General features: G+C 46.0%; 21 protein-coding genes and 3 pseudogenes. 15 read left to right on the top strand and 9 right to left on the bottom strand.

Going from position 1 to position 18165, the window contains the following annotated elements; genetic code table 11:
* Positions 1-1065, bottom strand: a pseudogene (locus FEF09_RS33935) (glycoside hydrolase family 127 protein); the annotation flags it as partial.
* Between the two features lie 384 nt (positions 1066-1449).
* On the opposite strand from FEF09_RS33935, the gene FEF09_RS33930 reads away from it, so the two are divergent.
* From FEF09_RS33930 to FEF09_RS33915, 7 genes and pseudogenes are all read left to right on the top strand, one after another.
* Entirely contained in the window at positions 1450-1641 is a 192-nt protein-coding gene (locus FEF09_RS33930) for a hypothetical protein (protein ID WP_261387849.1), read from the top strand.
* Positions 1641-2036 carry a hypothetical protein gene (locus tag FEF09_RS33925; RefSeq protein WP_261387848.1) on the top strand — a complete coding sequence of 132 codons (396 nt, stop codon included), beginning with the start codon at positions 1641-1643 and terminating at the stop codon, positions 2034-2036. The genes FEF09_RS33930 and FEF09_RS33925 overlap by 1 nt, the downstream gene beginning before the upstream one ends.
* 74 nt (positions 2037-2110) lie before the next feature.
* Entirely contained in the window at positions 2111-2926 is an 816-nt protein-coding gene (locus tag FEF09_RS32190; protein WP_222597216.1) for a family 20 glycosylhydrolase, read from the top strand.
* Positions 2818-3592 (top strand): annotated as a pseudogene (locus tag FEF09_RS35110) (family 20 glycosylhydrolase); the annotation flags it as partial. The gene FEF09_RS32190 and the pseudogene FEF09_RS35110, both read left to right, overlap by 109 nt.
* 12 nt (positions 3593-3604) lie before the next feature.
* Positions 3605-3937 (top strand): chitobiase/beta-hexosaminidase C-terminal domain-containing protein, encoded by a 333-nt coding sequence (locus FEF09_RS35105; RefSeq protein ID WP_409994893.1) that lies wholly within the window; start codon positions 3605-3607, stop codon positions 3935-3937.
* A 44-nt stretch (positions 3938-3981) separates the two neighbouring features.
* Complete coding sequence (locus FEF09_RS32175) at positions 3982-4194, top strand: hypothetical protein (RefSeq protein ID WP_222597213.1); 213 nt, start codon at positions 3982-3984, stop codon at positions 4192-4194.
* A gap of 93 nt (positions 4195-4287) precedes the next feature.
* Complete coding sequence (locus FEF09_RS33915) at positions 4288-4419, top strand: hypothetical protein (RefSeq protein ID WP_261387845.1); 132 nt, start codon at positions 4288-4290, stop codon at positions 4417-4419.
* 65 nt (positions 4420-4484) lie between these two features.
* Here FEF09_RS33915 and FEF09_RS32170 read toward each other — a convergent pair whose 3' ends face one another.
* From FEF09_RS32170 to FEF09_RS27925, 5 genes and pseudogenes are all read right to left on the bottom strand, one after another.
* Positions 4485-4745 carry a PA14 domain-containing protein gene (locus FEF09_RS32170; protein ID WP_222597212.1) on the bottom strand — a complete coding sequence of 87 codons (261 nt, stop codon included), beginning with the start codon at positions 4743-4745 and terminating at the stop codon, positions 4485-4487.
* Positions 4712-5332, bottom strand: a complete 621-nt coding sequence (locus tag FEF09_RS32165) for a chitobiase/beta-hexosaminidase C-terminal domain-containing protein (RefSeq protein ID WP_261387851.1) — start codon at positions 5330-5332, stop codon at positions 4712-4714. The genes FEF09_RS32170 and FEF09_RS32165 overlap by 34 nt, the downstream gene beginning before the upstream one ends.
* Positions 5333-5387: 55 nt before the next feature.
* Positions 5388-5689: pseudogene (locus FEF09_RS32160) on the bottom strand (family 20 glycosylhydrolase).
* 49 nt (positions 5690-5738) lie between these two features.
* Positions 5739-6797 (bottom strand): beta-N-acetylhexosaminidase, encoded by a 1059-nt coding sequence (locus FEF09_RS32150; protein WP_222597208.1) that lies wholly within the window; start codon positions 6795-6797, stop codon positions 5739-5741.
* Positions 6798-6946: 149 nt separating this feature from the next.
* Entirely contained in the window at positions 6947-7510 is a 564-nt protein-coding gene (locus tag FEF09_RS27925; protein WP_261387844.1) for a pseudouridine synthase, read from the bottom strand.
* A 171-nt stretch (positions 7511-7681) separates the two neighbouring features.
* Here FEF09_RS27925 and FEF09_RS27920 point away from each other — a divergent pair, with 171 nt between their 5' ends.
* The 3 genes from FEF09_RS27920 (at position 7682) to FEF09_RS27910 (ending at position 12321) form a co-directional block, all read left to right on the top strand.
* A complete protein-coding gene (locus FEF09_RS27920; protein ID WP_146308137.1) occupies positions 7682-10084 on the top strand; it encodes a beta-L-arabinofuranosidase domain-containing protein in 2403 nt (800 codons plus the stop codon).
* Between the two features lie 28 nt (positions 10085-10112).
* Complete coding sequence (locus FEF09_RS27915; RefSeq protein ID WP_146308136.1) at positions 10113-10934, top strand: MBL fold metallo-hydrolase; 822 nt, start codon at positions 10113-10115, stop codon at positions 10932-10934.
* Positions 10935-11022: 88 nt separating this feature from the next.
* The gene (locus FEF09_RS27910; protein WP_146308135.1) at positions 11023-12321 is read left to right on the top strand and encodes an acetyl-CoA hydrolase/transferase family protein; all 1299 of its coding nucleotides are present in this window, start codon (positions 11023-11025) and stop codon (positions 12319-12321) included.
* Between the two features lie 3 nt (positions 12322-12324).
* Here FEF09_RS27910 and FEF09_RS27905 read toward each other — a convergent pair whose 3' ends face one another.
* Entirely contained in the window at positions 12325-12723 is a 399-nt protein-coding gene (locus tag FEF09_RS27905) for a winged helix-turn-helix transcriptional regulator (RefSeq protein ID WP_089804659.1), read from the bottom strand.
* 99 nt (positions 12724-12822) lie between these two features.
* Here FEF09_RS27905 and FEF09_RS27900 point away from each other — a divergent pair, with 99 nt between their 5' ends.
* From FEF09_RS27900 to FEF09_RS27885, 4 genes are all read left to right on the top strand, one after another.
* Entirely contained in the window at positions 12823-13542 is a 720-nt protein-coding gene (locus FEF09_RS27900; RefSeq protein WP_261387843.1) for a DsbA family oxidoreductase, read from the top strand.
* Positions 13543-13755: 213 nt separating this feature from the next.
* Complete coding sequence (locus FEF09_RS27895; protein WP_146308134.1) at positions 13756-14814, top strand: winged helix DNA-binding domain-containing protein; 1059 nt, start codon at positions 13756-13758, stop codon at positions 14812-14814.
* A gap of 24 nt (positions 14815-14838) precedes the next feature.
* Entirely contained in the window at positions 14839-15453 is a 615-nt protein-coding gene (locus FEF09_RS27890) for a hypothetical protein (RefSeq protein WP_146308133.1), read from the top strand.
* Complete coding sequence (locus FEF09_RS27885; RefSeq protein WP_146308132.1) at positions 15348-16169, top strand: S41 family peptidase; 822 nt, start codon at positions 15348-15350, stop codon at positions 16167-16169. The genes FEF09_RS27890 and FEF09_RS27885 overlap by 106 nt, the downstream gene beginning before the upstream one ends.
* 70 nt (positions 16170-16239) lie before the next feature.
* On the opposite strand, the gene FEF09_RS27880 is transcribed toward FEF09_RS27885, so the two are convergent.
* Both FEF09_RS27880 and FEF09_RS33910 read right to left on the bottom strand, forming a co-directional pair.
* Positions 16240-17010, bottom strand: a complete 771-nt coding sequence (locus FEF09_RS27880; protein ID WP_261387842.1) for a YeiH family protein — start codon at positions 17008-17010, stop codon at positions 16240-16242.
* A 20-nt stretch (positions 17011-17030) separates the two neighbouring features.
* Positions 17031-17240 carry a hypothetical protein gene (locus tag FEF09_RS33910; protein WP_261387841.1) on the bottom strand — a complete coding sequence of 70 codons (210 nt, stop codon included), beginning with the start codon at positions 17238-17240 and terminating at the stop codon, positions 17031-17033.
* A 272-nt stretch (positions 17241-17512) separates the two neighbouring features.
* Between FEF09_RS33910 and FEF09_RS27875 the strand changes: the two genes are divergently transcribed.
* Complete coding sequence (locus FEF09_RS27875; protein WP_146308131.1) at positions 17513-18097, top strand: TetR/AcrR family transcriptional regulator; 585 nt, start codon at positions 17513-17515, stop codon at positions 18095-18097.
* Positions 18098-18165: the final 68 nt, after the last annotated feature.

Here is an 18165-nt window from a genome sequence, read left to right as displayed (position 1 = left end):
AAATATACCCCGGCATAGACGGCAGGAAGCGGGTCATATTGGAGATGCAACAGGCACATCCGAACCACGCGCTACGCTGATGCCATGACATGAGCGGATTAGGGTAGAAGAACCGGTCTCCGCTGAGTGATACACGGAGAGTAAACCGTTGTACAGCGTACGTTCCAGAATGTCGATGTATTGGCGTCGCCATGGAGGAGGAACATTCTGCTGTTCAATAACATTTGCGATAGCTGCACAGGTTTCTGCATAGGCGGACATATTTGGCAGGTCGTAAGGTTTGCCAAATGCTTCCCCATTACCTGTAGCGCCGATACCTCCCGTGATGTAGAGTTTCTTTTCTACGACATCGTGCCAGATATCATCGATCGCATGAAGGTATTGCTGATCGCCGGTCAGAGCGGCTACATCCGCCATACGGTGTACATGTAGGTAGCTCTTACGGCATGTCGACAGCTTCGTGCTGGTCCACTACTTTTTGTATGATGATTATATTCACCGCTGTTTTTTGCCGGGGCCACGTACGAGGAAGAACTTTGCGAGGTCGAGGTAGGATTTATTACCGGTGACGCGGTACATTTTGGTCAGCCCTGTTTCAACGATCTGGTGACCGGGGAATCTTTCTTCTTTGCCAAAACCAAAAGTCTGTACCAGCAAGTCTGCATTTTTTATTGCGATATCCAGCAGGTTCCGTTTACCGGTAGCCTGATAGTGGGCAACGGCGGCTTCAAAGAGGTGGCCGGAGTTATATAGTTCATGACTGAGATCTTCTTCCTCCTCCCATCTGCGGGCGCCTATCCATGCGTGTGGCCGGGAGGAATTGACGGTTCGGAAGGTATAGAGATAGCCATCTTTCTCCTGTGCGGCGCCGATGATCGTAATGAGGGTGTCAAGGTACTTTTCCAGAGCAGGATCTTTTTTCATCTGCAGACTGTACGACGCACCTTCTATTACTTTATAGACGTCTGTGTCGTCAAAAGTATATTCTGTCATCTTATCACGGGGTAGTGTATGTGCGGCACGTTTAAAATTATCTATTCTGCCTGTTTGCCGACATTGCTGCAATGTATAGGGGATGGTGATATCAGCGTTTACTCTTATTTTGGCGCCCAGAAATTATCTGTAACTGTACCTGCGTAAAAGCTACCGGCTGGATGGGATAGTCTTTTTTCAGCTGCCCCTGTACCAGCAAACTGATGCCAGTCAGTGGAAGTATAATTGCGAATAATTTCATACAAAGAGAATGATTTGGCAATGGCTAAAGTTATAGATTGCGGGAGATTCTATTTAAATATATTAATCATACTTAATCGGATTTTATCTGAAATTTGCACCTCATCAGACTGGACGGGGAGAACCGTCAGCTGAAGGAAGAACTTGAAAAATTGAAATCACCGAAGGGATGAATGTAAGCGGTCATCGTTATTTTGCTATTAATAAACTTACAATATGGTTTCCCAGTTTATCAGTCCGGATAAGGTCCGGTTACTGGGAGATCTTGATTTTGACTTTCCCGAAGGCACACATGCTGTGGGCCGGCTGGATAACAATTCGGAAGGATTACTCCTGCTGACCACCAATAAGAAAGTGACCCGCCTGCTTTTTGAAAGTGAGCAGCCTCATAAAAGGGCTTACTCGTAATGGTGAAAAACATCGTGACGCAGGAGACGATCGAACAATTAAGAAAGGGAGTTACCATCCGGATCAAAGGAGGCGTGGACTGGGTAACTACACCTTGTGAGGCGGAAATCGTTGAGAAACCGGCTTATATCGCTCCACGGGAACATCACCCTGTAAAAGAATTTCTGCCACATTCGTGGTTACTGATTACCCTCACAGAAGGGAAATACCATCAGGTGCGTAAGATGACATCGGCTATTCATCATTGTGATCGTCTTATCCGCGTATCAATAGAAGACATGGAGCTGGGCGACCTGCCACCGGGCGGCGTACGCGAAATAGAGGAAGAAACATTCTTCCGGCTGCTGAAAATAGAGAACTGGCAACCGGAAGCGTCAATATTACCGCAGGAATGAGCAATATGCCATTAGTTTGCCGTTAAGATTCTTGTTATTTGCCTGCTTCCTTTATCATGCTTAAAGAATCTATTATGTTTAAACCATTCAGGCTTACGGGTGCCGTTGTATTCAGTGTATTGCTGGGTATGTCTGTTGCCCGTGCGCAGGAGGCGGACCCTGCACGTTATGCAATTGTCCCTTATCCTCAGCAGCTGGTACCCGCTACAGGCGACTTTGTCATTACTGCAAAGACCAGACTGGTATTACCATCCGACAAATCATTATTCAGCAAAGAAGCGGCTCAGTTACAGGTATTGATCAGACAGGGGCTGGGACAGTCACTGGGACTTGCTGCCAAAGCTGGTAACGGTACGATCGTGCTGAAACAGGACCAGCAACTGGCAGGGGAGGAAGATTATACGCTGGAAGTAACGCCACAGCAGGTCATCATTGCTGCGAAAACGCCCACAGGCATGTTCCGTGCAGTGCAGACCGTTCGTCAGTTAATGCCGGCTGCCATTGAAGGTGTTAAGAATGCAAAGCTGACTAAAATTGCGTTACCAGCAGTGAAGATCACAGACCATCCGGTGTACGGATGGCGTGGTATGCACCTTGATGTGTCCAGACATTTTTTCTCCGTAGATTATCTGAAGAAGTTCATCGACTTGCTGGCCTTGTACAAAATGAACAAGTTTCATATTCATCTGACCGATGATCAGGGCTGGCGTATTGAGATCAAAAAATATCCTTTACTGACAGAACAGGGTGCCTGGAGAGAATTTAACAATCAGGACTCGGTATGTATGGAGAAGGCAAAGACGAACCCGGATATGGCGATCGATACAACCATATCATCCATAAGAATGGTAAAACCCTTTATGGTGGTTTCTATACACAGGCACAGATGAAAGAGGTGATTGCCTATGCAGCGGCACGTCACATCGATATGATCCCTGAGATTGATATGCCGGGCCATATGATGGCAGCTATTAAAGCCTATCCTTATCTGAGCTGCGAAGGTGGTTCTACATGGGGGGCCTTATTTACCACACCGATCTGTCCTTGTAATGAGAAGACCTTTGAATTTGCAGAAAATGTTTATTCGGAGATCTTCGCTTATTCCCTTCTGAATATGTACACCTCGGTGCTGATGAGGTGGAAAAAAGCAGCTGGGCGAAGTCACCACTTTGCGAAGGTGTGATGAAAGCCAACAACCTGAAGAATGTTGAAGAACTGCAAAGCTATTTTGTAAAAGAATGGAGAAATTCTTCCATTCCAAAGGCAAAAAGCTGATCGGCTGGGATGAAATTCTGGAAGGTGGTATCAGTGAGACTGCCATCCTGATGTACTGGCGTAGCTGGGTGCCTGACGCACCTGTAAAGGCCGCGAAGAACGGTAACAAGGTGATTATGACACCTGGTAATCCGCTGTATTTTGATGGTATTCCTGATCGTAATTCTATCTCTAATGTATATCATTTCGATCCGGTACCAAAAGGACTGACCGCAGATGAAGCCAATCATATCATAGGTGCGCAGGCGAATACATGGACAGAATGGATCCCTTCCGAAAAACGTGCTGACTTTATGATGTTCCCGCGTATGACCGCATTGGCAGAAGTATTGTGGACGCATCGTCAGGACTATGACAATTATCTGCTTCGGCTGAATAAACAATACAAACGACTGGATCAGCTGAAAGTGCATTACCGTATGCCGGATCTGGATGGTTTTACAGATAACAACGTGCTGGTGGGTAAGACGGTATTAAAATTGCAAAAGCCGGCACCGGAGATCAGTATCCGTTATACGACAGACGGAACAGCGCCAACAGCGTCTTCTCCTGAATACCGGAAGCATTCATCGTACGGGTCCCGGCACTATCAAACTGGCGTCTTTCAGCCCTTCAGGCAGCAGTAGCGACATTTATACACTCAACTACGTAAGCAGTCTTTTTCCCTCCGGTGGCAGCAGAAGGTTTGCAGAGCGGATTACAGGTACAGTATTTTGGTAGCTCCTACAAGAGCGTTACCAAACTGCCTGATACCGCAGATAGTATCGTGAATGTCAACAATGCTGTTATTCCGGAAGGTATGGGTAAAGGCGGTAAAGCCTTTGGTGCGAAATGCTGGGTTACATCGAGGTGCCTGAAACAGCTGTTTATAGCTTTTTCCTGACAGCAGACGATGGTGCGAACTCTATATTGAAGGAGATAAAGTAGTAGATAATGACGGCTGGCATGCACCTGTCAGAAAAGCGGACAGGTTGCTTTGCAGAAAGGACTGCATCCGTTTGAACTGAAGTTTGTTGAAGGCGGCGGCGGATATACACTTAAGCTGGAATACAGAGTGAATGGAGGTAAGATTCAGGCAGTGCCGGATAGTTGGTTTAAGAGAAAATAAACGATCTGTATAATAGCAGAAGGCGGTCCACCACAGGGGACCGCCTTCTGCTATTATACAGATCGTTATTTTCTCTTAAACCAACTATCCGGCACTGCCTGAATCTTACCTCCATTCACTCTGTATTCCAGCTTAAGTGTATATCCGCCGCCGCCTTCAACAAACTTCAGTTCAAACGGATGCAGTCCTTTCTGCAAAGCAACCTGTCCGCTTTTCTGTACAGGTGCATGCCAGCCGTCATTATCTACTACTTTATCTCCTTCAATATAGAGGTTCGCACCATCGTCTGCTGTCAGGAAAAAGCTATAAACAGCTGTTTCAGGCACCTCGATGTAACCCAGCAGTTTCGCACCAAAGGCTTTACCGCTTTACCCATACCTTCCGGAATAACAGCATTGTTGACATTCACGATACTATCTGCGGTATCAGGCAGTTTGGTAACGCTCTTGTAGGAGCTACCAAAATACTGTACCTGTAATCCGCTCTGCAAACCTTCTGCTGCCACCGGAGGGAAAAAAGACTGCTTACGGTAGTTGAGTGTATAAATGTCGCTACTGCTGCCTGAAGGGCTGAAAGACGCCAGTTTGATAGTGCCGGGACCCGGTACGATGAATGCTTCCGGTAATTCAGGAGAAGACGCTGTTGGCGCTGTTCCGTCTGTCGTATAACGGATACTGATCTCCGGTGCCGGCTTTTGCAATTTTAATACCGTCTTACCCACCAGCACGTTGTTATCTGTAAAACCATCCAGATCCGGCATACGGTAATGCACTTTCAGCTGATCCAGTCGTTTGTATTGTTTATTCAGCCGAAGCAGATAATTGTCATAGTCCTGACGATGCGTCCACAATACTTCTGCCAATGCGGTCATACGCGGGAAAATCATAAAGTCAGCACGTTTTTCGGAAGGGATCCATTCTGTCCATGTATCGCCTGCGCACCTATGATATGATTGGCTTCATCTGCGGTCAGTCCTTTTGGTACGGATCGAAATGATATACATTAGAGATAGAATTACGATCAGGAATACCATCAAAATACAGCGGATTACCAGGTGTCATAATCACCTTGTTACCGTTCTTCGCGGCCTTTACAGGTGCGTCAGGCACCCAGCTACGCCAGTACATCAGGATGGCAGTCTCACTGATACCACCTTCCAGAATTTCATCCCAGCCGATCAGCTTTTTGCCTTTGGAATGGAAGAATTTCTCCATTCTTTTTACAAATAGCTTTGCAGTTCTTCAACATTCTTCAGGTTGTTGGCTTTCATCACACCTTCGCAAAGTGGTGACTTCGCCCAGCTGCTTTTTTCCACCTCATCAGCACGAGGTGTACATATTCAGAAGGGAATAAAGCGAAGATCTCCGAATAAACATTTTCTGCAAATTCAAAGGTCTTTCATTACAAGGACAGATCGGTGTGGTAAATAAGGCCCCCCATGTAGAACCACCTTCGCAGCTCAGATAAGGATAGGCTTTAATAGCTGCCATCATATGGCCCGGCATATCAATCTCAGGGATCATATCGATGTGACGTGCCGCTGCATAGGCAATCACCTCTTTCATCTGTGCCTGTGTATAGAAACCACCATAAAGGGTTTTACCATTCTTATGGATGATATGGGTTGTATCGATCGCCATATCCGGGTTCGTCTTTGCCTTCTCCATACATACCGAGTCCTGATTGTTAAATTCTCTCCAGGCACCCTGTTCTGTCAGTAAAGGATATTTTTTGATCTCAATACGCCAGCCCTGATCATCGGTCAGATGAATATGAAACTTGTTCATTTTGTACAAGGCCAGCAAGTCGATGAACTTCTTCAGATAATCTACGGAGAAAAAATGTCTGGACACATCAAGGTGCATACCACGCCATCCGTACACCGGATGGTCTGTGATCTTCACTGCTGGTAACGCAATTTTAGTCAGCTTTGCATTCTTAACACCTTCAATGGCAGCCGGCATTAACTGACGAACGGTCTGCACTGCACGGAACATGCCTGTGGGCGTTTTCGCAGCAATGATGACCTGCTGTGGCGTTACTTCCAGCGTATAATCTTCCTCCCCTGCCAGTTGCTGGTCCTGTTTCAGCACGATCGTACCGTTACCAGCTTTGGCAGCAAGTCCCAGTGACTGTCCCAGCCCCTGTCTGATCAATACCTGTAACTGAGCCGCTTCTTTGCTGAATAATGATTTGTCGGATGGTAATACCAGTCTGGTCTTTGCAGTAATGACAAAGTCGCCTGTAGCGGGTACCAGCTGCTGAGGATAAGGGACAATTGCATAACGTGCAGGGTCCGCCTCCTGCGCACGGGCAACAGACATACCCAGCAATACACTGAATACAACGGCACCCGTAAGCCTGAATGGTTTAAACATAATAGATTCTTTAAGCATGATAAAGGAAGCAGGCAAAATAACAAGAATCTTAACGGCAAACTAATGGCATATTGCTCATTCCTGCGGTAATATTGACGCTTCCGGTTGCCAGTTCTCTATTTTCAGCAGCCGGAAGAATGTTTCTTCCTCTATTTCGCGTACGCCGCCGGTGGCAGGTCGCCCAGCTCCATGTCTTCTATTGATACGCGGATAAGACGATCACAATGATGATGAATAGCCGATGTCATCTTACGCACCTGATGGTATTTCCCTTCTGTGAGGGTAATCAGTAACCACGAATGTGGCAGAAATTCTTTTACAGGGTGATGTTCCCGTGGAGCGATATAAGCCGGTTTCTCAACGATTTCCGCCTCACAAGGTGTAGTTACCCAGTCCACGCCTCCTTTGATCCGGATGGTAACTCCCTTTCTTAATTGTTCGATCGTCTCCTGCGTCACGATGTTTTTCACCATTACGAGGTAAGCCCTTTTATGAGGCTGCTCACTTTCAAAAAGCAGGCGGGTCACTTTCTTATTGGTGGTCAGCAGGAGTAATCCTTCCGAATTGTTATCCAGCCGGCCCACAGCATGTGTGCCTTCGGGAAAGTCAAAATCAAGATCTCCCAGTAACCGGACCTTATCCGGACTGATAAACTGGGAAACCATATTGTAAGGTTTATTAATAGCAAAATAACGATGACCGCTTACATTCATCCCTTCGGTGATTTCAATTTTTCAAGTTCTTCCTTCAGCTGACGGTTCTCCCCGTCCAGTCTGATGAGGTGCAAATTTCAGATAAAATCCGATTAAGTATGATTAATATATTTAAAATAGAATCTCCCGGCAATCTATAACTTTAGCCATTGCCAAAATCATTCTCTTTGTATGAAATTATTCGCAATTATACTTCCACTGACTGGCATCAGTTTGCTGGTACAGGGGCAGCTGAAAAAAGACTATCCCATCCAGCCGGTAGCTTTTACGCAGGTACAGGTTACAGATAATTTCTGGGCGCCAAAAATAAGAGTAAACGCTGATATCACCATCCCCTATACATTGCAGCAATGTCGGCAAACAGGCAGAATAGATAATTTTAAACGTGCCGCACATACACTACCCCGTGATAAGATGACAGAATATACTTTTGACGACACAGACGTCTATAAAGTAATAGAAGGTGCGTCGTACAGTCTGCAGATGAAAAAAGATCCTGCTCTGGAAAAGTACCTTGACACCCTCATTACGATCATCGGCGCCGCACAGGAGAAAGATGGCTATCTCTATACCTTCCGAACCGTCAATTCCTCCCGGCCACACGCATGGATAGGCGCCCGCAGATGGGAGGAGGAAGAAGATCTCAGTCATGAACTATATAACTCCGGCCACCTCTTTGAAGCCGCCGTTGCCCACTATCAGGCTACCGGTAAACGGAACCTGCTGGATATCGCAATAAAAAATGCAGACTTGCTGGTACAGACTTTTGGTTTTGGCAAAGAAGAAAGATTCCCCGGTCACCAGATCGTTGAAACAGGGCTGACCAAAATGTACCGCGTCACCGGTAATAAATCCTACCTCGACCTCGCAAAGTTCTTCCTCGATGTACGTGGCCCCGGCAAAAAATACAGCGGTGAATATAATCAGTCATACAAAAAAGTAGTGGACCAGCACGAAGCTGTCGGACATGCCGTAAGAGCTACCTACATGTACACCGGTATGGCGGATGTAGCCGCTCTGACCGGCGATCAGCAATACCTTCATGCGATCGATGATATCTGGCACGATGTCGTAGAAAAGAAACTCTACATCACGGGAGGTATCGGCGCTACAGGTAATGGGGAAGCATTTGGCAAACCTTACGACCTGCCAAATATGTCCGCCTATGCAGAAACCTGTGCAGCTATCGCAAATGTATATTGGAACAGCAGAATGTTCCTCCTCCATGGCGACGCCAAATACATCGACATTCTGGAACGTACGCTGTACAACGGTTTACTCTCCGGTGTATCACTCAGCGGAGACCGGTTCTTCTACCCTAATCCGCTCATGTCAATGGGCCAGCATCAGCGTAGCGCGTGGTTCGGATGTGCCTGTTGCATCTCCAATATGACCCGCTTCCTGCCGTCTATGCCGGGGTATATTTATGCGCAGAATAAAAATGAGCTGTATGTAAACCTCTTTGTGGGCAATACCGCCAATATTACACTTCCAACAGGAAAAGTGCAGCTGATACAGCAAACAAACTACCCATGGGATGGTAAAGTGGCGATCACGGTCAATCCTGCTAAAGCAGCATCTTTTGCACTGCATATCCGCATACCTGAATGGGCCGATAACAAACCCGTTCCCGGTAACCTTTATTTCGATGCAGACAGCAGCGCACAAAAACCGCTGGTCATTACCCTGAATGGAAAACCGCTTAGCTACAAAACAGAAAAAGGCTACGCCGTACTGCAACGCAGCTGGAAAGCTGGTGACAAGATCAGTTTTGAATTCCCGCTGCAGGTACAGAAAGTACTGGCCAATACAGCCGTTGCCAGTGATAAAGACCGCTTTGCATTACAACGCGGACCAGTCATGTACTGTCTTGAAGGCCCTGATAATAAAGACGCCGTTGTACAGAATATTGTAGTAGATAAAAATGCTGCCGTTACGGCTATTTATAAACCCGATATGCTGAATGGCATCACCGTACTGGAAATGCAGGGGACTTCCGCCGCCAGACAACTGAATACAGATCAACTGATCAGTACCACACAGATGGTCACCGCCATCCCCTATTATACATGGGCCAACCGGGGACCTTCAGAAATGACCGTCTGGATTCCTTATGAAGCATCTGCCGCCAGACCCAAACCCGCTCCGACCATTGCCTCCAAAAGCAAAGTAAGTGCCTCCACAACCAATAAAAGGATGTACCTCGCATTAAACGACCAATACCAGCCCCTGAATTCGCAGGATCACAATTCTATGTATCTGCACTGGTGGCCAAAACATAATACACTGGAGTGGGTACAGTATGATTTTGATCAGGAATACACCGTATCCGGCTCGGAAGTCTATTGGTATGATGACAGCCCTTTCGGAGACTGCCGCATACCGGCCTCGTGGAGAATACTGTATAAACAGGGGGATCAATGGATCCCTGTAAAGAATACAACGCCTTATACCGTTCAGAAAGACAAATATGACAGTGTGCAGTTTGAACCCGTGAAAACAAGCGCCCTGAAGCTGGAAATACAGCTTCCTGCAGAAAATGCATCGGGTATCCATGAATGGATTGTCAAATGACTAAAATTTTTAGTAAACTTGCGGTGCTATGTCACTGCAAATTACGTCACTCAATTCCGGCAGCAACGGAAACTGTTATTATATCGGGAACGCCACAGAGGCGGTGCTGATAGATGCGGGTATCTCCTGCCGGGAAACGGAAAGACGGATGAAAAGGCTGGGATTGAAGATGGACATAGTAAAAGCCATCTTTATTTCGCACGAACATTCTGATCATATCCGCGGACTCGAAGTATTATCTAAAAAATATAATCTTCCGGTGTACATCACCGAGAAAACCATGCTGCATGGTGGTCTGCAACTACACGCGGATAACGTAAAGGTCTTTGACGAAGCCACCCCTGTTATTATCGGTGCCCTCACTGTACACGCCTTCTCCAAAGCGCATGATGCCATAGAGCCACATAGCTTTATGATCACAGCAGATGAGATACGTATCGGTGTATTTACAGATATCGGTGTGCCCTGTAACAATCTGATCAGACACTTCCAGCAATGTCATGCCGCATTTCTGGAAGCCAACTATGACGAAACAATGCTGGAGCAGGGACGTTATCCGTTTTTCCTGAAGAAGCGTATCCGTGGTGGAAAAGGCCATCTTTCCAACACGCAGGCACTGGAAGTCTTCAAAGCACATAAGCCTTCTTATATGACCCATCTGTTATTATCTCATCTTTCCAGAGATAATAATAAACCAGAACTGGTACTGGATCTCTTCCGTCCGCATGCAGGCAGAACGGAAGTCATCGTCGCTTCCCGCGATGTTGAAACGGCGGTATACCATATCAGCGCTATTCCGCAGGTCATTGTTCCTCAGATACAATACGTACAGGGACAACTCGCATTCTAACATATATCATCTTTCCGGCTAATCTTTGTCATGTTTTATTATGGCAGGCAGGCATAATTTTGGGACATCGTTCTTAAAATACAATACTATGTCTGACATATCATATATCACAGCGGCGGAAGCCGTAAAGTGCGTTGAGTCTGGTAATCGTGTCTTTATTCATGGTAGCGCGGCTACCCCGGTTCACCTGCTCAGGGCATTGCAAAACAGACACGCCGACCTCAGAGATGTAGAACTGGTCAGCATCACCACATTGGGAGACGTTGACTTTGACAACCCATTATACCGTAAAAGCTTTTATGTCAATTCATTGTTTGTTTCCGCCGCCAACCGCTCCGTTGTAAATAGTGACGACGGTGATTATGTACCTATCTTTCTCAGTCAGATACCACAGCTTTTCAGGAATAATATCTTACCACCGGATGTCGCAATCGTACAGGTATCCCCTCCCGATGCGCATGGATACTGTTCTCTCGGTACTTCTGTGGATATTGCCCGGGCAGCGATTGATGTCGCTAAATACGTGATCGCGCAGGTCAATCCCATGATGCCGCGTACACACGGCGAAGCCTTCGTACATTTCTCCCGGTTTCACGCCGCTGTATGGCAGAAAGCCGCCCTGCCGGAAGTAGATTATTCTCAGCAGGCCACCGCCGTAACAGAACAGATAGGCCGTAATATCGCAGAACTGGTAGAAGATGGCGCTACACTCCAATTAGGCATCGGCAATATTCCCGATCAGGTGCTGAAGAACCTGACACAACACAAAAACCTCGGTCTGCATACAGAAATGTTATCAGATGGTGTGATCCCTCTGATTGAAAGTGGGGTGATCAATAATAGTCTGAAGAAACTGAACAGAGGCAGATCAGTGACCGCATTCATGGCGGGTACACGAAAATTATACGACTTCGTCAATGATAATCCTGCACTGAGAGTAATGGATATCAGTTATGTGAATGATACGAGCATTATCCGTCAGAATCCTAAAGTGACGGCTATAAATAGTGCGATCGAAATAGACCTGACCGGTCAGGTATGTGCGGACTCTATCGGGACTTATCAGTATTCCGGTATCGGCGGACAAATGGACTTTATGCGTGGTGCTTCCCTCTCAGAAGGTGGTAAACCGATCATCGCCCTGCCGTCCGTAACCAGTAAAGGTATCTCCCGCATTACCCCCTTCCTGAAAGAAGGTGCAGGTGTAGTCACCACCCGTGGCCATATGCATTGGGTGATCACCGAATACGGCAGAACCAATCTGTTTGGGAAAAGTCTTAAACAGCGTGCAAAAGCACTGATAGAGATTGCTCACCCAGATCACCGGGAGGCGCTGGAGAAAGCTTATTCCGATCGCTTCGTAAAGAAAGTTTCAGTTTTAGGTTGAAGGTTAAAGATGGCTTAGTGCATCCTGTAGGTCTAATTGATTTACGGGATGCATAATCCTTTTACGGTGAGAATGCCCCCATTTAGCCATTTCGTCGATGATGCTTTCCAGTGTTTTACCGTAATCCGTCAGTTCGTACTCTACCGTGACCGGTTTGGTGTCGTACACCGTTCTTCTTACCAGTTCATTCATTTCCAGCTCCCGTAACTCCTTGGAGAGCATTTTGGAGCCCACTCCCTCTACTTCGCGCTGTAGTTCCATAAAGCGGCGTTTTCCAAAACGTAAAGAACCGATAATAGCGATCTTCCATTTCCCGTTCAGCACGTCCATGGTATCGTGGATGGCACGGAGATGCTCCGTACAAGCTTCAGACTTCTCTGATGTCTGTGTTTTCCTGTTCATAATACTTCCCTATAGTTTCCCCGATGAAAGTACTTTCCATCGGGATACCACTTTCAAAAGTAAAGTATGTTTAGGAACTTTACAAAAGAAAACGATACTATGAGCACAGCGAATAAAATGAAAGTAGAGATCTGGTCAGATATTATGTGTCCCTGGTGCTACATCGGCAAACGCCGGTTTGAAGCCGCTATGGAGCAATTCCCTGACGCCGGATCTGTAGAAATAGAATGGCACAGTTTCCAGCTGGACCCAACCATAGAATCAGGACATGGTGATAACCTGTATACCTACCTCTCCAAAAGAAAGGGAATTCCTTACGAACAGGCAGAGCAGATGAATAATCAGGTAACCGGATTAGCGGCCACTCTGGGACTGACCTACAATATGGAACAGGCTGTTGTGGCCAATTCCTTTGACGCACACCGACTGATACAACTTGCGAAGAAACACCAGCTGGGTGATGCTGCCGAAGAAAGACTGTTCAAAGCTTATTTCACAGAAGGAAAGGATTTCAGTAATCCGGATACTTTAGTGGCCCTCGGTAAAGAAATCGGACTGGCAGAAGATGTATTAAAAGAGCTGGTTGGTAGTCAGGCATTTACAAAAGAAGTACGTCATGATATCGATGAAGCAGAAGCTTTAGGTATCAGAGGGGTTCCTTTCTTCGTTTTTGACCGGAAATACGGTGTTTCCGGTGCACAGGCATCCGAAACCTTCCTCGAAGTACTGAGTAAATCAGTCGGTGAATGGAAAAGCACACAACCAGCTGGTCTTGAGATTATAGAAGGTCAAACCTGCGGACCAGACGGAGATTGCTAAGATAAAAGCGCTTTCTTCGATATATATCCATATTACATCGCTATTACGCCGTCATTTCTTCGTTCATAAACGGAGAAATGATGGTGTAATAACGCTGTAATAGCCTTCTACCCTGCTTTTCAGTTTTATTCTGACGAACATTTATCTATACCTGCTGACATACTGTTGTCATCTTCGTATCTTTCCTTTGTCCACGGAACCAAAAGAAATCAGATGACAGCAAAACAACTCCTGCAGCAACGCCTTACTAATCAACAACTTGCTATACCCGCTTTTAAAAATGCCCCGGAACTGGTACACTGGTGTGGCGCCATTCAGGCACAGGACTATGAAATGTCCAAATGGGCGGTCGGCATGCGCCTCCCCCATGCCAGTCAGCAGGAAATAGAACAATGTATTGCTGATGGTCAACTGGTACGTACCCATGTACTACGCCCCACATGGCACCTCGTACATCCCGGCGACGTACGCTGGATGCTGGAACTGAGCAGCCCCTATATCAGGCAATTAATGGGCTCCTACAACCGTAAACTGGAGCTGAATGATACCATCTACAAGAAAAGCAATAAAGTCTTCGAAAAGGTGCTTAAAAACGGCAAACAATTGATCCGTACGGAGCTTGCTGCCGAATTACAAAAAGCAAAAATTGCCACCAACGACCTCCGTATGAACTTTCTCCTGATACAGGCAGAACTGGATATGATCATCTGTAACGGTGGCAAACGGGACAAACAGATCACGTATGCACTGTTTGAGGAACGCGTACCTCCCGCAGCCGGCAAAACCCGGCAGGAAGCACTGGCTGCATTGGCACTCCGGTATTTCAACAGCCACGGACCAGCAACACTGAAAGACTTTAGTGGGTGGAGCGGATTGCCCGTTACAGCCGCCCGTGAAGGATTGCAACTGGTGCAGGATCAACTGCATACAGCTACTTTCGGTGAACTGACCTATTACGGTCCGACGCATCCTGCCGAAGCGCAACCCTCCGCTAATGACGTATTACTCATCCCTAACTATGATGAATATCTTGTCGCTTATAAAGACAGAGAAGTCATTCACAACGGAGACAGCGCTTCTGCACTCAACCGGGATGGCAATCCCCTCTTCAGCAACATCATCCTTGTCAAAGGACAGATCGCCGGTACCTGGAAACGAACATTCAAAAAGAAGGATATTGTCATAGACCTCTATCCCATCACTCCGTTCAACAAAAGCACACAAGCCAGACTGGACAAGGAAATAGCACGTTTCAAACAGTTCTATAGCTAACGGGAAATATGTTACCTTGGGTACATGTTCACCCGTATTACAACCCTGTTGGCCATCATCATCCTGAATGGCTGTTTTTGCTCAGTATCCGCCCAACGCGCGGATTCACTGAAAGCAGACCTGCAACTACTGAAAAGTAAACTGATCGCCACACATCCTGATATATATGCCTATACAACTGAAAACAGATGGGCAGACCTGCTTGACAGCTGTTATCAGGAGATTAACGACTACACCGACGAGCGACAATTTTATGGTATCGTTAAAGTATTACTGAGTGCCCTCGGAGATGGACATCTGTCTACCGGAGCAGCACCGGCTTTCAATCAGTTTATTCATTCTGATAATAGTTATCTGCCTCTGCTGACATATATTGTGGCAGACAGCATTTTCATCACCAACAGCGTAGATAACACAATTCCTGCAGGTAGCCGCTTAATCAGCGTCAACTCCCATCCGGCAGGTGTCATGCTGGAAAAAATGCGGGGCTATCTGATGAGCGATGGCTACAATACCACCAAAAAAACAGGGGTATTGAATCAGATCTTTTATTTTTATTACTACCTCGCCTATGGTTATTCCGGAGGCTTCACAGTGACCTATGCAGATCCTTCCGGGCAAACAAAACAGTCTCGCTGACAGCAGTCAAAGAATCCGTTATCAATGCATTAAAAACACCCCTGATCACGTCCCCGTTATTATCCTTTACGATCACCAATGATAAAACCGGTATACTGACGATCAGGACTTTTGCTTATACGGACTTACAGGAAGCAAAACCTGATTACCCTGCTTTTCTCGAACAATCATTCCGGCAGCTGAAAAAAGCAGGTATTAAAAGACTAATCATTGATCTGCGCGATAATGGTGGCGGAAGAGACGCCTATGGCGTATTGCTGTACAGTTATCTTTCCAAAATGCCATTCCGCTATTATCTGTATCAGGAGAAGGACAAAAAGAAACTTTCCGGCAGACCCGGACTGGGATTGCAACATCCTGTTGCCCTGCATTATGACTACCCGGTAGCTGTACTGATAAGCGGACAGACTTTCTCCGCTGCCGCGGAATTTTGTGCTGTAGCGTATAGTAATGACAGAGCTGTATTTATCGGAGAAGAAACCGGTGGTGCTTATGAGGGCAATCATTCCGGACAACTGATTGAGACAAAACTTCCCTTTAGTAAAGTCAGTATATGGATTCCAACGGTTAAATATGTAATGGATGTTCGTAAACCACAACAAACCGGTCATGGTATTCTGCCCAACAAACCGGTACAGGCATCTGTTGATGCATATCTCCAACAGGAAGATACAGTCATGCAGGAGGCGTTGCAATGGGCTCGTTCATTGCAGTAATGATAATACTTCACCAATAAAAAAACGCTTTCACTTTATGTAGTGAAAGCGTTTTTTATATTAATACTATCTAAGCGGCAAGTGTCAACACCGCCCACAAAGCAGCACCGGAGATCAGTACCCAGAGGAACACACCCTGTATCAGTGGTTTTATACCTACGCCTTTCAGTACATCACGGGAGAGGCCTGCCCCGATCAGAAATAAAGTAATAGTAAGCCCTGTTTTAGCTACGCGGACAATCACCTCGCTCGTAGCTTCCATCGGGAAATAAGTATGTGCCAGCATGGCCAGTATAAATAATCCGATGAAATAAGGGATCTTCATTTTTTGCTTACCTGTTTTAAAACAGATAGCAGTCAGCAGGGTTACAGGAATGATCCACAGTGCACGGGCCAGCTTAACAGTTGTAGCGACTTCCAGCGCCTGCGGACCATACTTGCCGGCGGCTCCTACGACAGAACTGGTATCATGAATGGCAATGGCACTCCATAATCCGAACTGGTTCTGTGAAAGATGTAAGAGATGTCCGACAAAAGGGAACAGGAACAATGCCGCTGAATTCAGGATAAACACGGTTCCCAATGCAACAGAGAGTTGTTTCTCTTCTGCCTTGATCACCGGAGAAACAGCGGCAATCGCACTACCGCCACAGATGGCAGTTCCACAGGAGATCAGATGAGACGTTTTTGTATCTATTTTTAATACTTTCCCGGTTATATACCCGATCAGTAAGGTACCTGTAATAGACGCAATGGTAAATATAAACCCTTCACTTCCTGCTTTCACGGCACTGTGTACGTTCATCCCGAAACCCAGTCCGACAACAGAAATCTGCAACAATACATGTGTCGCCTTATGATTCAGATGCAGGAAGGATGACCGATAAATTGTGCAATGATGAGCCCTCCCAGCAATGCCAGTGGTGCAGATACCCAGGGCGTCATACATAATGCCAGTGCCAGTACAAAAATCACTTCACGCGTCGTGATACTCCTGTCCAGAAAATGCTTCCTTACAGTATGATTGATACTTTCCTGTGCGACGTTTTCGTTGTGTGCTATTGTATTCATATTGCTGATCTTTTATTTGTTTTGATGACACAAATGTCCATTCTTCCGGCATGGAAAGGAAATCACCATTAGTGATTATGGATAACATTAAGTTATAGTCAACTATCGACAAAGGTTATAATGAAGCTGATAACGATTGCTAACGGTGTTAATATGCATAACATTATTTACTAAATATCAATCACTTACAGCTGAATACACCCACTACCTTTAATTTTATTTGGTGAATAATACCAACTGGTATAATTTTGTATTGTCTTAATCAAAACACTATGAGCAAGGCAGAAAAAACAAGACAGTTTATTGTAGAGAAGACCGCTCCCATTTTTAATACAAAAGGATTCGCCGGTACTTCCTTGTCAGACATGACAGAGGCTACCGGACTCACAAAGGGTAGTATCTATGGTAACTTCGCTAATAAGGACGAAGTGGCGGTGGCTTCTTTTGACTTCAATCTCCTCAAACTCAGGACATACATCAGTTCCGAAGAAGAAAAGGCAACAACAATCAAAGAGAAACTGAAAGTACGTACCAGAATATTTGGTGATGAACGCCCGGTATCTTACCCTGCAGGCGGTTGTCCTCTGCTGAATACAGCGACAGAAGCTGATGACACCCATCCGGAACTGAGAGCAAGAGTAGTGGATGCATTAGAGACGTGGAAAGACAGAACTGTCAGAATGATTGAAACGGGCATAAAAAATGGTGAAATAGCTGCAGATACCGATGCAGAACAGGTAGCACTGACATTAATGTCAATGATACAGGGAGCCATCATGATCAGCAGAACAACAGCCAAACGTAGCTATGGCAAAAGTGTCATGGAGGTAGCACAACGCTACATCGACTCGCTCTAAATATTTTTTACATATAAATATACCAATTGGTATAATCCATAATAACACATTAATCAGAAACAAAATGA

Origin of the sequence: Chitinophaga pinensis (genome assembly GCF_007896845.1) — a bacterium.
Taxonomy (GTDB): domain Bacteria; phylum Bacteroidota; class Bacteroidia; order Chitinophagales; family Chitinophagaceae; genus Chitinophaga; species Chitinophaga pinensis_C.
This window is presented reverse-complemented; position numbering and strand designations above follow the sequence as displayed.

Bases quoted from the DNA above. Each gene is read 5' to 3' on its own strand.
- FEF09_RS33930 (WP_261387849.1), top strand. From the start codon at position 1,450: ATGGTTTCCCAGTTTATCAGTCCGGATAAGGTCCGGTTACTGGGAGAT.
- FEF09_RS33925 (WP_261387848.1), top strand. From the start codon at position 1,641: ATGGTGAAAAACATCGTGACGCAGGAGACGATCGAACAATTAAGAAAG.
- FEF09_RS32190 (WP_222597216.1), top strand. From the start codon at position 2,111: ATGTTTAAACCATTCAGGCTTACGGGTGCCGTTGTATTCAGTGTATTG.
- FEF09_RS35105 (WP_409994893.1), top strand. From the start codon at position 3,605: ATGATGTTCCCGCGTATGACCGCATTGGCAGAAGTATTGTGGACGCAT.
- FEF09_RS32150 (WP_222597208.1), bottom strand. From the start codon at position 6,797: ATGTTTAAACCATTCAGGCTTACGGGTGCCGTTGTATTCAGTGTATTG.
- FEF09_RS27925 (WP_261387844.1), bottom strand. From the start codon at position 7,510: ATGAATGTAAGCGGTCATCGTTATTTTGCTATTAATAAACCTTACAAT.
- FEF09_RS27920 (WP_146308137.1), top strand. From the start codon at position 7,682: ATGAAATTATTCGCAATTATACTTCCACTGACTGGCATCAGTTTGCTG.
- FEF09_RS27915 (WP_146308136.1), top strand. From the start codon at position 10,113: ATGTCACTGCAAATTACGTCACTCAATTCCGGCAGCAACGGAAACTGT.
- FEF09_RS27910 (WP_146308135.1), top strand. From the start codon at position 11,023: ATGTCTGACATATCATATATCACAGCGGCGGAAGCCGTAAAGTGCGTT.
- FEF09_RS27905 (WP_089804659.1), bottom strand. From the start codon at position 12,723: ATGAACAGGAAAACACAGACATCAGAGAAGTCTGAAGCTTGTACGGAG.
- FEF09_RS27900 (WP_261387843.1), top strand. From the start codon at position 12,823: ATGAGCACAGCGAATAAAATGAAAGTAGAGATCTGGTCAGATATTATG.
- FEF09_RS27895 (WP_146308134.1), top strand. From the start codon at position 13,756: ATGACAGCAAAACAACTCCTGCAGCAACGCCTTACTAATCAACAACTT.
- FEF09_RS27890 (WP_146308133.1), top strand. From the start codon at position 14,839: ATGTTCACCCGTATTACAACCCTGTTGGCCATCATCATCCTGAATGGC.
- FEF09_RS33910 (WP_261387841.1), bottom strand. From the start codon at position 17,240: ATGAATACAATAGCACACAACGAAAACGTCGCACAGGAAAGTATCAAT.
- FEF09_RS27875 (WP_146308131.1), top strand. From the start codon at position 17,513: ATGAGCAAGGCAGAAAAAACAAGACAGTTTATTGTAGAGAAGACCGCT.